This is a genomic window from Pseudomonas sp. BN607, assembly GCF_029871175.1.
Lineage (GTDB): Bacteria > Pseudomonadota > Gammaproteobacteria > Pseudomonadales > Pseudomonadaceae > Aquipseudomonas.
Genome location: NZ_SSOE01000069.1, coordinates 46,454 through 60,192 on the forward strand (window position 1 = coordinate 46,454; position 13,739 = coordinate 60,192).

13 protein-coding genes are annotated in these 13,739 nt (G+C 63.7%); 6 read left to right on the forward strand and 7 right to left on the reverse strand.

Annotated elements, in window-relative coordinates; genetic code table 11:
- Positions 1-79 precede the first annotated feature (79 nt).
- Both E8E68_RS26110 and E8E68_RS26115 read left to right on the forward strand, forming a co-directional pair.
- Positions 80-1,645: a PAS domain-containing methyl-accepting chemotaxis protein gene (locus E8E68_RS26110; protein ID WP_110743689.1), complete on the forward strand. Its 1,566-nt coding sequence runs from the start codon at positions 80-82 to the stop codon at positions 1,643-1,645.
- 84 nt (positions 1,646-1,729) lie between these two features.
- Positions 1,730-2,329: a DTW domain-containing protein gene (locus E8E68_RS26115; protein ID WP_280346155.1), complete on the forward strand. Its 600-nt coding sequence runs from the start codon at positions 1,730-1,732 to the stop codon at positions 2,327-2,329.
- A 114-nt stretch (positions 2,330-2,443) separates the two neighbouring features.
- Here the strand turns inward: E8E68_RS26115 and E8E68_RS26120 are convergent, their stop codons facing one another.
- From E8E68_RS26120 to E8E68_RS26130, 3 genes are all read right to left on the reverse strand, one after another.
- Positions 2,444-3,802: a TolC family outer membrane protein gene (locus tag E8E68_RS26120; protein WP_280346158.1), complete on the reverse strand. Its 1,359-nt coding sequence runs from the start codon at positions 3,800-3,802 to the stop codon at positions 2,444-2,446.
- Positions 3,803-4,112: 310 nt separating this feature from the next.
- Entirely contained in the window at positions 4,113-4,478 is a 366-nt protein-coding gene (locus tag E8E68_RS26125; RefSeq protein ID WP_266028836.1) for a YbaN family protein, read from the reverse strand.
- 7 nt (positions 4,479-4,485) lie between these two features.
- Complete coding sequence (locus tag E8E68_RS26130) at positions 4,486-5,073, reverse strand: YecA family protein (RefSeq protein WP_110743685.1); 588 nt, start codon at positions 5,071-5,073, stop codon at positions 4,486-4,488.
- 244 nt (positions 5,074-5,317) lie between these two features.
- On the opposite strand from E8E68_RS26130, the gene recQ reads away from it, so the two are divergent.
- Together recQ and E8E68_RS26140 are read left to right on the forward strand one after the other, a co-directional pair.
- The gene (gene recQ, locus E8E68_RS26135; protein WP_266028837.1) at positions 5,318-7,465 is read left to right on the forward strand and encodes a DNA helicase RecQ; all 2,148 of its coding nucleotides are present in this window, start codon (positions 5,318-5,320) and stop codon (positions 7,463-7,465) included.
- A 150-nt stretch (positions 7,466-7,615) separates the two neighbouring features.
- The gene (locus E8E68_RS26140; RefSeq protein WP_110743683.1) at positions 7,616-8,053 is read left to right on the forward strand and encodes a MarR family transcriptional regulator; all 438 of its coding nucleotides are present in this window, start codon (positions 7,616-7,618) and stop codon (positions 8,051-8,053) included.
- Positions 8,054-8,085: 32 nt separating this feature from the next.
- Here E8E68_RS26140 and E8E68_RS26145 read toward each other — a convergent pair whose 3' ends face one another.
- Entirely contained in the window at positions 8,086-10,272 is a 2,187-nt protein-coding gene (locus E8E68_RS26145) for a patatin-like phospholipase family protein (protein ID WP_280346163.1), read from the reverse strand.
- A gap of 67 nt (positions 10,273-10,339) precedes the next feature.
- Here E8E68_RS26145 and E8E68_RS26150 point away from each other — a divergent pair, with 67 nt between their 5' ends.
- Entirely contained in the window at positions 10,340-10,621 is a 282-nt protein-coding gene (locus tag E8E68_RS26150) for a SelT/SelW/SelH family protein (protein ID WP_266028839.1), read from the forward strand.
- On the opposite strand, the gene E8E68_RS26155 is transcribed toward E8E68_RS26150, so the two are convergent.
- Both E8E68_RS26155 and E8E68_RS26160 read right to left on the reverse strand, forming a co-directional pair.
- A complete protein-coding gene (locus tag E8E68_RS26155; protein WP_110743680.1) occupies positions 10,622-11,512 on the reverse strand; it encodes a DMT family transporter in 891 nt (296 codons plus the stop codon).
- Positions 11,513-11,619: 107 nt separating this feature from the next.
- Positions 11,620-12,387 carry an AraC family transcriptional regulator gene (locus E8E68_RS26160; RefSeq protein ID WP_280346167.1) on the reverse strand — a complete coding sequence of 256 codons (768 nt, stop codon included), beginning with the start codon at positions 12,385-12,387 and terminating at the stop codon, positions 11,620-11,622.
- A 126-nt stretch (positions 12,388-12,513) separates the two neighbouring features.
- Between E8E68_RS26160 and E8E68_RS26165 the strand changes: the two genes are divergently transcribed.
- Positions 12,514-13,305, forward strand: coding sequence for a UDP-2,3-diacylglucosamine diphosphatase (locus E8E68_RS26165; RefSeq protein WP_280346170.1), 792 nt, complete (start codon positions 12,514-12,516; stop codon positions 13,303-13,305).
- Between the two features lie 39 nt (positions 13,306-13,344).
- Here E8E68_RS26165 and E8E68_RS26170 read toward each other — a convergent pair whose 3' ends face one another.
- Positions 13,345-13,656, reverse strand: a complete 312-nt coding sequence (locus tag E8E68_RS26170) for a DUF962 domain-containing protein (protein ID WP_266028842.1) — start codon at positions 13,654-13,656, stop codon at positions 13,345-13,347.
- Positions 13,657-13,739: the final 83 nt, after the last annotated feature.

Here is a 13,739-nt window from a genome sequence, read left to right on the forward strand (position 1 = left end):
GCTAACCTGATAGCGCTCTGCTACATATCAACTTGCGCTGATGATTTCCCTTAATTTCATCCTGCAAGGATCGCCCAAGATGCGCATGAACTTGCCCGTCACTGAGCACGAAAGAACCTTCCCCAGCGAACAACGGCTGATATCCACCACCGACCTCAACAGCCGCATCACCTATTGCAACGACGCCTTCGTGGCGATCAGCGGGTTCACCTATGACGAGCTGGTCGGTCAACCGCATAACCTGGTACGCCACCCCGACATGCCGCCGGCGGTGTTCGGCCACATGTGGGAAACCATCAAGCAGGGCAAGCCGTGGATGGGCGTGGTCAAGAACCGGGCGAAGAACGGTGATTATTACTGGGTCAGCGCCTATGTCACGGCGGTCTACGAACAAGGCCGCATCAGCGGCTACGAGTCGGTGCGCTCGGTGCCAACGCGTGAGCAGATCCGCCGCGCCGAGGCGTTGTACGCGCGCTTGCGCGATGGTCGCGCGCCGGTATCGTGGGCAGCCCGCATGGGGCATGGCCTGGGTCACGGCTGGCCACTGATGGGTGCAGGCCTGGTGGCGGCAGCGGGCTATTTGTGGCTACCGCCTTACGCGGCGCTCGGGGTGCTGATGGCCAGCCTGCTGCTGGCCTGGTACCTGGTGGAGCATCGGCAGAACCAGGCCATCCGCCGCACGCTGGCCGAGCACCCCAAGGCCTTCACCAGCCCGCTGGTGGCGCTGACCTACAGCGACAACCCGGGCCTGCAGGGCCAGCTGGATCTGGCCATCATCAGTGAGGAGGCCCGCTTGCAAACGGCCCTGACGCGCCTGGTGGATGCCGGGGTTGGGGTGAAGTCGCGGGCCGCGCAATCCTCCGACCTGTCCGATGCACAGGCGCAGATGCTCGACCGCCAGCGCAGCGAGACCGACCAGTCGGCCACGGCCATCGCACAGATGGCGGCAACCATCCAGCAGGTCACTCACAACGTGCAGAGCACGGCGCATGCCGCAGGAGATGCCGACCAGTTGGCGCAGCAGGGTAGCGAGCTGGCGCTGCAGAGCCTCAAAGCCATGGGCAGCATGAGCGATGCGGTCAACGACATTGGTCAGGCGGTGAATGCCTTGGCTGAGCAGACCCAGTCAATTGGCAGCGTGGTCGACGTGATTACCTCGATTGCCGAACAGACCAACCTGCTGGCGCTCAACGCCGCCATTGAAGCGGCGCGCGCCGGCGAGCAGGGGCGGGGGTTTGCCGTGGTGGCCGATGAGGTACGCTCGCTGGCCCAGCGCACGCGCGCTTCGACCGAGGAAATTCACCAGATCATCGCGTCGTTGCGTGCCGGGGCGGAACGGGCGGTGAGTACTGCCAGCCGTGGTGAGCAGATATCGCGCGACAGCGTGCACAGTGTCGAGGCGGTGCAGGCCGCCTTGGGCGGGATTGCCCAGGCGGTCAGCCGCATCACTGGCATGAGTCAGCAGATGGCCACGGCGTCGGAACAGCAAAGCCATGTGGCCGAGGACATCAACCAGCAGATCGTGCGGATTGCCCAGCTGTGCGATCAGAGTGCCGGGCAGGCCAGGCAAGGGGCGGAGATCAGCCAGGACCTGGAGCGCATGGCAGAGTATCTGCATAGCCTGGCGGAACGGTTCAACCGCTGAAAGCGCTGGGGCCGCCTTGCGGCCCATCCGCTGGCAGAGCGGGCGCAGGTTCTGTGGCAAAATGTCCCCGCCAAGGAGACCCCCATGCCCAGACCCCGTTGCGAGCGCTGCCAGCGCCCGCTCGACCATTGCCTATGCCCGCTGATTCCAGCGCTCGACAGCCGTACCCGAGTGATCCTGTTGCAGCACCCCAGTGAAACCGCTCATGCGCTGAATACTGCCCGGCTGGCCGCCCTTGGCCTGCGTAATGCCGAGCTGCGGGTAGGTGAGGTATTCGATGACCTCGCACAGTTACTGGCTACCCCTGGCTACCGGCCTGCGCTGCTGTTCCCTGGCGACGACGCCCAGGTGCTGACCGCGTATGACGATGGGCGCGACAAGCCGTTGCTGCTGATCGTGCCCGACGGCACCTGGCGCAAGGCGCGCAAGCTGCTGTACCTGAACCCGTTGCTGGAGACCTTGCCGCGGGTCACGCTGGGGCAGGTGGCAGCTTCACGCTATCGCTTGCGCAAGGCGCCGGAAGCGGGAGCGTTGTCGACCATCGAGGCGGTGGTGGGGGCGTTGAACGCGCTGGAGCCGCCGGCCTGTTTCGATGCGCTGCTGGCACCGTTCGAGGCCTTGATCGAGGGGCAGATCAGGGCCATGGGCGAGGAGACGTATCAACGTAACCATGGTGACGGATGAGGGGGCAGGGAGGGCCTGTGGGGCAGGCTCACTGCGCGAAGCAGGCAAGTGGCTACAAGGCGCGGCCGTGAGACGCAAAAGGGCCGCAAAGCGGCCCCGGTACTCTCAGCCCGATCAACGCATCTCTGGCAAGCGCGCCTCGGTACGTACTTCGGTCGTTGCCAGCGCCTCTGGCGGCAGTGAAATACGCTGCTTGGTCAGCAATTCACCCATGGTCGCCAGCACGCGGTAGCGCGAGAACTCCTCGGTGTAACGCACTTCGGTGTAGCGGCGGTCGGCGTTGTACAGTTCGTTTTCACTGTCCAGCACGTCCAGCAGGGTACGCTGGCCCAGGCCGAACTGGTCTTGGTAGGCCGCGCGCACGCGCTTGGTGGTTTCGGCGTATTCACGCGCAGTCGGCAGCTGCTTGCTGGCGTTGTTCATGGCGTTCCACGCCAGGCTCAGGTTCTCGGTCAGTTCGCGCAGGGCGTTGTTGCGAATATCCAGGGCCTGGTTGATCTTGTGCGCGTCGGACTGCAGGCGAGCCTTGTCACTGCCGCCGCGGAACAGGTTGTAGTTCATCTCGACGCCGGCTTGCCAGTCGTTGTTGTTGTGGCCCTTCTCGCCGCCGGTGTTGTTGTTGGCACCGGTCGCCAGAATGGCATCGAAGCGCGGGTAGAAGGTCGACTTGCCCACTTCGTACTGCTGCTCGGCGGCGTTCACGTCAGCTTGGGCCGACTTGATGTACGGGTTGTTCTGGCGCATGCCGTCGCGTGCTTCGTCGAGGGTGACAGGCACTTCACCCTTGATGGTCTGCGGGCTTTCCAGTTCGTCCGGCGCGCGGCCGATCACGCTGAAGAAGTTGGCCTCGGCATCGGCCAGGTCGACTTCTGCGGTGTCCAGGTTGTTCTCAGCCAGAGCGCGACGGGCGCGGGACTGGTCAAGGTCGGCAGTGCTGCCGACACCACGCTCGTTACGCAGGCCGATCTGGTCATTGACCCGCAAGTGGGCTTGCAGGTTGTTCTTGGCCAGGGTCACCAGCTCACGACGCTTGAGCACTTCCAGGTACACCTCGACCGCTCGCAGGGCCACATCCTGGGCCACTGCTTGGGTGTAGTAGGCGCGAGAGGTGGAGACAGCCTCCGTACGGCCCACTTCATTCGAGGTATTGAAGCCGTCGAAGATCATCTGCCGCAGGCGCAGCTCGGACTGCGTGTAGTTGAGGGTTTCCTTGTTGTGGTTACCTTCAGCACGGGTAGTGGTGTTGTCAGAACGCTGGCGGCCGTAGCCGGCGACCAGGTCCACGGACGGGTAGTAGCCACCACGCGCGAACTTCACGTCTTCGTCGGCCGACAGCTTGCTGTTACGGTTGGAGCTGACTTGTGGGTGGTAGTCCACGGCGCTTTGGACAGCCTCGGTCATCGACATCGCCTGTACGTTGGCACTCGCCAGGGCCAACAGTAATGCACTGGTGATGGGGTTCAAAACGCGCATGGTACATCTCCCTGATCCTGGAATTGATCCTGCTGCTCGCCAAAAAAATGACGATAATTTATCGCGTATAGTGTTGCAGGTTTTTAACCACACAGCTAAGTACATTCACCGCGATAGATAAGAAGATTTATTCATATCAATGTGCCATGTAATATTTTAATTGTCTAACGCGTTTGTCCAAATAATCATCTGTCGACCACGCAGAAATCCATTCGATCCAGTGATTGCAAGGGTTTCGTGCGGTTCCAGAACCATTTCAGATAAATAAAAGGGTTGTTAGGCAAATTTGATATTTGGCGACAAAATATTGTCACTTTGGTTTGTGCAGGGTTTTTTGGCGGAGGATGTACAGGCTGACCAGCACGGCACTGGTCAACATGAAGGCACGCGCCCAGAACAGCGGTACCAGGTAGCACGACAGGCCGATGCTGGCCCACATCAGGCCGATGGCGTAGACCTTGCCCCTGAGGGGGATGCCTTCACCACTGAGGTAGTCGCGAATCCATGGCCCGAGCTTGGGGTGATGGACCAGCCAGTGGTGAAAGCGCGGCGAGCTGCGGGCAAAGCAGGCTGCCGCCAGTAGCAGGAACGGGGTGGTGGGCAATACCGGCAGGAATATCCCCAACACCCCCAACGCAACGCTGAGCCAGCCGGTGGCCAGCAGCAGGTAGCGCACAGGCGGCTTAGTGGTGGCGTGGCTTGAGCAACGCCGGCTTTTCGTCAGGAGCGTGCAGCAGCAGGAACAGCGCAGTCAGCGCTTCGGGAATCTGGACGATCATGTCGTCCTGCAGGTTGGCGTTGCTGGCGATGTCGGCGAACTCTGGCTGCTCGTCGAACAGGCCCGAGCCGACCATGATCGGCAGCAGCATCTCGCTGACTTCTTCCTCGGCGTTCTCGAACCAAGCTTCTTCACGCAGGAATACGCCTTCCATGAAGCCGATGCACCAGCCGCGCAGGTCGGAATCGTCCGGCTCGTCGCCCAAGTCGAGGTCGCACGGCAGTTCGAATTCGTCGTCGCTGGCCAGTTGCCGGGCGATGTGCGCCTTCAGCGCCACCAGGGTGGCCTCGATTTCGGTGCGCTGGGCTTCGCTGGCGTAGTGCGGCTCTTCGGCGAACAGGGCGTCGATCCACTCCCGCTCGGGCACGTCCTCGGCGTTGATCGACAAGGCAGTGAGGTAGCCGTGGGCGGCGACATAGTCCAGCGCTTCTTCGTGCAGCTCGTCGGCGTCGAGGAAGGCTTGCAGGCGGGTCAGTTGCTCGGCGAAGGACATTACAGGGCTACCTTGGGGAATAAACGATAACGAATTCTAGCACCTTGCAGCGGCAGCGGGGCAAAGGGAACGTCTGTCACCGTGGTGTCCTGCGCAGCGCGGTGCTGCGGTATACTCCGCGATTTTCAATCCAGGGGCAGGTTTTGCCGGCTGCCTGGCAAAAACCGCTTACGCATTTGGCGTGTGCGGGGCGGGTTTTTCGTCCAGCCTGTCCCCAGGATGGTACGGCGATTTGGAGTTGCACATGCTCGAACAGGCTCAGCGCGTTCTCAAGGATATCTTCGGCTACGACAGTTTCCGAGGGCGCCAGGCAGCGATCATCGAATGCGTGGCCAATGGCGGCGATGCCCTGGTACTGATGCCCACCGGTGGCGGCAAGTCGTTGTGTTTCCAGGTGCCGGGGCTGCTGCGCCCGGGCCTGACTGTGGTGGTCTCGCCACTGATCGCGCTGATGGACGACCAGGTCGCCACCCTGGACGAGCTGGGCGTGGCGGCAGCCGCACTGAACTCCACGCTGACCGCAGAGCAGCAGCGCGACCTGGCCGGGCGCCTGCGCCGGGGCGAGGTGAAAATGCTGTACCTGGCGCCGGAGCGCCTGGTGCAGCCGCGCATGCTCGACTTCTTGCGCGACCTCGACATCTCGCTGTTCGCCATCGACGAGGCGCACTGCGTGTCGCAATGGGGCCACGATTTCCGCCCCGAGTACCTGCAATTGGGCCAGCTGGCCGAGCTGTTCCCGCATGTGCCGCGCATCGCCCTGACCGCCACCGCCGACATGCGTACCCGCGAAGAGATCGTCCAGCGCCTGCATCTGCAAGGGGCCGAGCGCTTCCTGTCGAGCTTCGACCGGCCGAACATCTTCTACCGCATCGTGCCCAAGGAAGCGCCGCGCAAGCAGCTGATGGCATTCCTCGGCGAGCGCCGTGGCAACGCCGGCATTGTCTATTGCCTGTCGCGCAAGAAGGTCGATGAAACCGCTGCGTTCCTTTGTGACCAGGGTTTCCCGGCACTGCCGTATCACGCCGGCCTGGCTGCCGAGACACGGGCGGCCAACCAGCACCGCTTCCTCAACGAGGAAGGGCTGATCATGGTCGCCACCATTGCCTTCGGCATGGGCATCGACAAGCCCAACGTGCGCTTCGTTGCCCACCTCGACCTGCCAAAGTCGCTGGAGGCCTATTACCAGGAAACCGGCCGTGCCGGCCGTGATGGCCTGCCATCCGATGCCTGGATGGCCTACGGCCTGCAGGACATGGTGATGCTCAAGCAGATGCTGCAGAACTCGGAAGGCGACGAGCGCCACAAGCGCATCGAACAGCACAAGCTCGACGCCATGCTGGCGCTGTGCGAAGAAACCCGCTGCCGTCGCCAGTCGCTGCTGGCCTATTTCGACGAAACCCTCGAACAACCTTGCGGGCACTGTGACAACTGCGTCGACAACATCCAGACCTGGGACGCTACCGAGCCGGCGCGCCAAGCGCTGTCGGCGGTATTCCGCACCGGCCAGCGCTACGGCGTCGGCCACCTGGTCGATGTGCTGTTGGGTAAGGACACCGAGAAGGTGCGCAATTTTGGGCATGAGAAGCTTTCGGTGTTTGGCGTGGGCAAGGGCATGGCCGAAGCCGAGTGGCGTTCGCTGTTCCGCCAGTTGGTGGCGCGCGGGCTGGTCGATATCGACCTGGAGGGCTACGGCGGCCTGCGCCTGTCCGACAGCTGCCGGCCACTGTTGCGCGGCGAGGTGACCTTGCAACTGCGCCGCGACCTCAAGCCGCAGACAACCGCCAAGGCCTCGTCGTCCGGCGGCGGCAGCCCCGCCAGCCAGCTGGTGCGCGCCGAAGAGCGCGAGCTCTGGGAAGCCCTGCGTACCCTGCGGCGCAAGCTGGCCGAAGAGCACAGTGTGCCGCCCTACGTCATCTTCCCCGACTCGACGTTGCTGGAGATGCTGCGCAGCCAGCCGGTCAGCCTCAGCGACATGGCCCAGGTCAGCGGCGTGGGCGCGCGCAAGCTGGAGCGTTATGGCCAGGCGTTCCTCGAGGTGCTGAACAACAGCGGTGGCACCGAAGAGGCGCCGAAAGTGGTCCTGGACCTGCGCCACGAGCTGGTCAGCCTGGCCCGGGCCGGCATGACCCCGGCACAGATCGCCGGGCAGCTCAACTGCAGCGAGAAGAACGTGTACAGCCTGCTGGCCGAGGCGCTGGGGCGACAGGAGTTGAGCCTGGACCAGGCCCTCGACCTGCCGGAAGACCTGCTCATGGAAGTGCAGGATGCCTTCCTCGATGGCGAAGGCGAGTTGCCCCCGGTGTCGACGATTGCCCCGCTGTTTGGCGCACGGGTGCCTGAAGGCGTGCTGTATTGCGTCCGCGCGGCGCTGGCGGCGGAGTTCGAGCTGTAGGCATCGGCAGGATCGAAGGCAAAAGCGCCATCTGCTGACCTTTGTCATGCTTTTTGACGATTATCGAACACGCAAGCGTGCCCGAGCCTTGCCTCGTGGGGCCGGGCATGGTTAGCTGCCTAATAATTAGATCTACTCAATGAGTTGCTTATGCCCCTGACCGACAACCAACACCGCTTCGGCATGCAGCTGGCCCAGATGTCCCGGGGCTGGCGTGCCGAGCTGGACCGCCGCCTGGCCGGGCTCAACCTGTCCCAGGCGCGCTGGCTGGTGTTGCTGCACCTGGCCCGCTTCGAAGAAGCCCCCACCCAGCGTGAGCTGGCCCAGAGCGTGGGCGTCGAAGGCCCAACCCTGGCGCGGCTGCTGGACAGCCTCGAAGCACAAGGCCTGGTGCGCCGGCAGGCGGTGGTGGAAGACCGGCGGGCCAAGAAGATCTTGCTGTGCCCGCCGGCCAAGCCGCTGATCGAGCAGATCGAAACCATCGCCAACCAGCTACGGGTGGAGCTGTTCAACGGCGTGGACGAGGCGGACCTGCAGGTGTGCATGCGGGTGCATGCCAAGATCCTCGCCAACCTCGAAAAATCCTGACATAGCCCGAACGTTACGGAGCAGTGCACGTTTCAGAAGGTATGCCCCAAGTTCAGGTATACCGCCTGCTCATGCGCACTGTTGGTGCCATAGCTGAAGTTCAGTGGCCCCAACGGTGTCTCCAGCCCCAGGAAGATGCTCGCTGCATTGATGTAGCCGCTGTCGAACTCGTTGTCGTTGTTCCACGCGCGCCCACGTTCCAGCGACCCGCCAATGTACAGCGGGAAGTCCAGCGGCACGTAGGCTCGCGGCGTCAGCCGGCGGTAGTAGACCATGCGCATCAGGCTCACGTTCTGGCCCGACACCGAGTCCTGGCGGAAGCCTGACAGCTCGCGCGCGCCGCCCATCACGAAGCTCGACGTCACCACTTCGGTATCGTCCAGCGTGCGCCCATACCGCCCGCCCAGCACCAAGGTGTTGGGCCCGCTGCTGATGGCCTTGTCCAGGTTGAACAGCCACTGCCGGTAATCCTGGTCGGAGTCCAGTGACTTGTCGTACTTGCGCAAAGTCAGGCCAATGTCCTCACCGCTGTGCGGAAAATACACGTTGTCGAGCGTGTCGAACGAATACTTGAGTTCATAGAAACCTTCGTTGAAGCTGACCTTGGGCAGGTCCTGGTCGCCAATGCGTACCTCGGCCTCGCCCCATGCCTTGCCCACGCCCAGGCGCACTTCACCGTTGGTGCCAATCTGCCGCCCGAGGTTAAGGCCAAAGCCATAGCGCTCGAGGCGGTACTCGGCGACGGGGTCGTTGTCCAGGGTGGCCTCGATGTTCTGTGAGCTGAAGTCCAGGTACGGCGCGATGAAGTACCGCGAGCCCACGTCCAGCGGCTGGTAAAACTCGCTGTACAGCTCTTGCTGGTCGCCGATCTGGCCACGGGTCAGCCACTCGGCACCCAGGCTGTTGATGCCGTTGACCCGGTAGCTGGCGCCCAGGTTGAAGGCGCTGTCGCCGCGCAGGTCGTCCGACAGGTTCAGGCCTAGACGCAGGTAGTCGGTGCCGCCGCGTCGACCGCGGGCGTTGATGACCAAGGTGTTGTCGTCGCCTTTGTGCACCACGCGGTACTGCACCCGGTCGAAGTAGTCCAGGCCGTACAGCGTGCCCATGTCGGTTTGCAGGCGGTCCAGCTCCAGCGGTGCGTCGATCGGCTGACGGATGTATGAGCGGATCACGTCGTCGCTGACCTTGGAGTCGTTCTCGATCCTGATCGCGGTGATCGTTGGCGTGCGCTGGCGTGGCGAACGGGCCACGGCCAGGCTGCTGTCGCCCTCAGGGTGGCGCAGGGCGGCGAGGCGAGGCTCGAGCAGGCGGGTGGCGCGGTAGCCGGCGTCGATCATGTCCCGCGCGCGGCCGAAGTCGGTTACGCCAAAGGCGGCCAGTGGCGGCTGGATGAGGATGTCGTCGCGGTGCAGGCTGGCCAGTTGTTCTTCCGAATTGCGTCGGGTCATCAGGGTGATCGACTGGTTGAGCACATCGACTACGGTCAGCAATTGCTTGCGGTCACGCAATGGGGTGCCGATATCGACCACGATGGCCAGGTCCACACCCATTTCACGGGCGACATCGACCGGTATGTTGTCGACCATGCCGCCGTCCACCAGCAGGCGGCCATCCAGTTCGACCGGGGCGAATACCGCCGGAATCGACATGCTGGCGCGGATGACCTGGGGCAGGTGACCACGGCGGAACACCACCTTTTCGCCACTGGCGATGTCGGTGGCCACCGCGCGGAAGGGGATGGGCAGTTTGTCGAAATCCCGGGTGTCGGCGGTGTGCGCCAGCTTGCTTTCCAGCAGCAGTGACAGGTTCTGGCCCTGGATCACGCCTAGCGGCAGGCCCAGGCTGCCATCATCGCGAAAGCTGAGCTTCTGCTTGACCAGGAAATCGCGGTCATCCTGCTTGCGTCGGAACGGTACGTCCTTGCGCGGCGGGGCATCGGACAGTGCCTGTTGCCAGTCGAGTGTGGTGGCGAGCTTTTCCAGTTCCTCGACACTGTAGCCCGAGGCATAGAGCCCGCCGACCACCGCGCCCATGCTGGTGCCGGCAATCGCATCGATGCGTACGCCCTGTTCTTCGAGGGCCTTGAGCACGCCGATGTGGGCCAGGCCACGGGCGGCGCCACCGGATAGAACCAGGCCGACCTTGGGCCTGGCCGGTTCGGCGGCGCTTGCTGCAAGCGAGGTGAGGGTAAACAGGAAACAGAACAGCAAACGGCGCATCGTGAGTCTCAAACCGTGGGCTAAAGACCGCTAGTATAAGCGGCCCCCCACCTGGAGATGTTTCACCATGGCCGACAGCAAGCCGGAAATCGTCATCACGTATTGCACCCAGTGCCAGTGGCTGCTGCGCGCTGCCTGGCTGGCGCAGGAACTGCTCAGCACCTTTGCCGACGACCTTGGCCGAGTGGCGCTGGAACCTGGTACCGGCGGCATCTTCCGCATTGCCTGCGATGGGGTGCAGATCTGGGAACGCAAGGCCGACGGTGGTTTCCCCGAAGCCAAGGTGCTGAAGCAGCGGGTCCGCGACCAGATCGACCCGCAGCGCGATCTGGGCCACAACGATCGCTGATCAGGCGCCCTCGGCCACTGGCCGCTGCCTGGGTGGCTGCTCGGCCGCCAGGCGGCTGGACAGTACGATGGCGAAGATGATCAGCGCGCCGCCCAGCAGCATGCGCACGGTGGGGGTTTCGGCAAACACCACCCAGGCCACGGCAATGCCGTAGACCGGCTCCATGCCGAACACCACGGCAGCGGTACGTGCTTTGATCACCGCCAGGCTGGCAACGAACAGGCTGTGTGCCACGCCGGTGCAGAAGATGCCGAGCAGCGCGATCCACAGCCAGTCCATGGGCGCCACGCCTGGCAGGCCTGGTGCTGCGAACGGCAGCAGGCAAAGGCCTACCACCAGGTTTTGCCACAGCGCTGCCTGTACCGCAGGCAAGCGCCCGGAGCCGACGCGGTTGGTGAGCGACAGCAGCGAGAACAGCAGCCCGGACAGCAGTGCCCAGAGCAGGCCGCCAGTGGCCTCGCTGGCCAGGTCGAAGGCCGGTGTGACCAGTACCAGGCCAATGCTGACCAGCAGCACCAGCACTGCCTCGTTGCGGCGAATGCGTTCGCGGAACAGCAGGCCTTCAAGGATCACGGTAAAGGCCGGGAAGCTGGCGAAACCGAGGGTGGCGATGGCCACGCCGCCGACTTTGACGGCGATGAAGAAACTGACCCAGTGGCCGGCCAGCAGCACGCCGCCGAGCAACAGCCGGCGCACGTCCTGGCTGCCTAGACGTTGCCAGCCCGGGCCGGCAACACTGGCGAACAGGGCCAGGGCAAGCACGGCGAAGGCGGCGCGGCCGAACACAATGATTGCCGGGCTTGCGCTGGCGGCCAACTTGCCGAAGACGCCGGTGAGGCCGAAGAACAGCGCGCCAATGTGCAGCGCGCCGAGGGCGGTACGGTGGTTCATGATGGGTCCTTGCTCAAGATCTTCACGCCGTGGGGCGCGCCCACGAAAGGTGCGGTACAGGCTCAGTGTATAGGCTCAGGCAAACGCGTTCTGTCGCAAGACTGCTGTCAGTTGTCGCCAGGCTCTCGCCGCAAAGCTAATGGCGTACACCCGAACGCCCGCAACATCGCCGCCGAAAACGCACTCTGCGAGCCATACCCCACCTGCGCCGCTATTTCACCCATCGGCAGCAGGGTCTGTACCACCAACCGCCGCGCCTTGAGCAAGCGCCGCTGGCGAATGTAGTCCATTGGCGTCATCGCGCACTCGGCAGTAAAGCGCGCGTGCAGCCGAGCGCTGGACAGGCCGGCGATGCGCGCCAGGTCGGCGACCTGCAGCGGGTAGGCTGCATGCTGCTCGATGTGCGCATCGAAGGCTGCATAGGGCAGTCGCTGGCTGGGGCGCACGTTGGCTGCTGTCGTGGCGTTCAGGCTGGCCAGCAACAGCGCTGCGCCTTGCCGGGCAATCAGCGGGTCGTCCATGGGGCTGGCCGCCAACCAGTCCACCAGTTGCTGCTGGCGAGCATCCAGGGCGAGGGTGGCGGGGCGGTCGAGCAGGCGCCGGCTGGCGTCGGCATGCTCGCCCAGCTGCTCGCGCAGCCAGTGGTCTCCGGGCACATCCAGCACCAGGCATTCGCTGCCCTTATCGCTGGCACAGGTGTGGTGAGCGCCGGCCGGCACCACGACCAACCCTTGGCGGGCGACCCCCGCACCTTGCCCCTGCACCTCGAACGCCAGGCGGCCGCGCAGGCCGAACACCAGTTGCGGGTGTTCGTGGCTATGGGCGATCAGGCTGTCGCGGTAGTGGCGCAGGGAGAGGATCGGGCCGACGATCATGGGGCGTCCTCGCAAGGCAAAGGCCCATTGTGCCCGATTCGCTGCTCACCATCACTCGTCACCGATTTGCCACGGCGCTGTCATGCGCGCCTGCCAGTCTCCAGCAAACTGCGCCGGAGCTTGCCCATGACCCATGCCGAACTGTCCCGCCCCTCGCGCAAGCAACGCGTGCGCACCTTGTGGATATCCGACGTGCACCTTGGCACCCGCGACTGCCAGGCCGAACACCTGTCGCAGTTTCTCAAGGGCTACCAGGCCGACCGTGTATACCTGGTGGGCGACATCATCGATGGCTGGAAGCTGCGTGGCGGGATTTACTGGCCGCAGGCCCACACCAACGTGATTCGCCGGCTGCTGACCATGAGCAAGCGCGGCACCGAGGTGATCTACGTCACCGGTAACCATGACGAGTTCCTGCGCCGGTATTCCAGGCTGATCCTGGGCAATATCCAGCTGGTCGACGAAGCCGAGCACCTGACCGCTGATGGCCGCCGGTTGTTGGTGATCCATGGCGACCAGTTCGACGTGATTACCCGCTACCACCGCTGGCTGGCGTTTCTCGGTGACCGTGCATACGAGCTCACGTTGGTGCTCAACCGCTGGCTGAACCATTGGCGCGCGCGTTACGGCTACGGGTACTGGTCGCTGTCCGCGTACCTCAAGCACAAGGTCAAAGGGGCGGTGAACTTCATCAGCGATTTCGAGGCTGCGATTGCCCACGAGTGCACCCGGCGTGGTTTTCATGGCGTGGTGTGCGGGCATATCCACCACGCCGAGATCCGCAAGGTGGGCGAGGTGGAGTACCTCAATTGCGGGGATTGGGTGGAGTCGTGCACGGCGTTGATCGAGCACTGGGATGGCAGTATCGAGCTGTATCGTCTGGCGCAGGCGCAAGCGGCGGTGCGGGAGTTGGCGTAAGGCTCGAGGGCCATGGGCCGCGACGCGGCCCTGGAAATCCTACAGCTTGAGCTTGCCGAGCAGAATATCGCGAAACATCACGAAATCCCCGGCCAGGCTATAAAGCGGATAGGTGAAGGTCGCCGGCCGATTCTTCTCGAAAAAGAAATGCCCGACCCAGGCAAAACCGTAGCCGAACACCGGCACGGCCAGCAGCAGCAACCATTTGCCACTGCCGATGGTGTAGGCCACCAGGGCGATCACCAGGCTGGTGCCGACAAAGTGCAGGCGGCGACAAGTAGGGTTGCTGTGCTCCCCCAGGTAGTACGGGTAGAATTCGGCAAAACTGCGAAACTGCGCTGTGCTGTTCATGGCAGTACTCCGGGATTAATACTTCTGGACAAGATGCACGGCGTGGAGCCTGATTCGAGTCTAGAGTGATTGGCAGTGCCTAC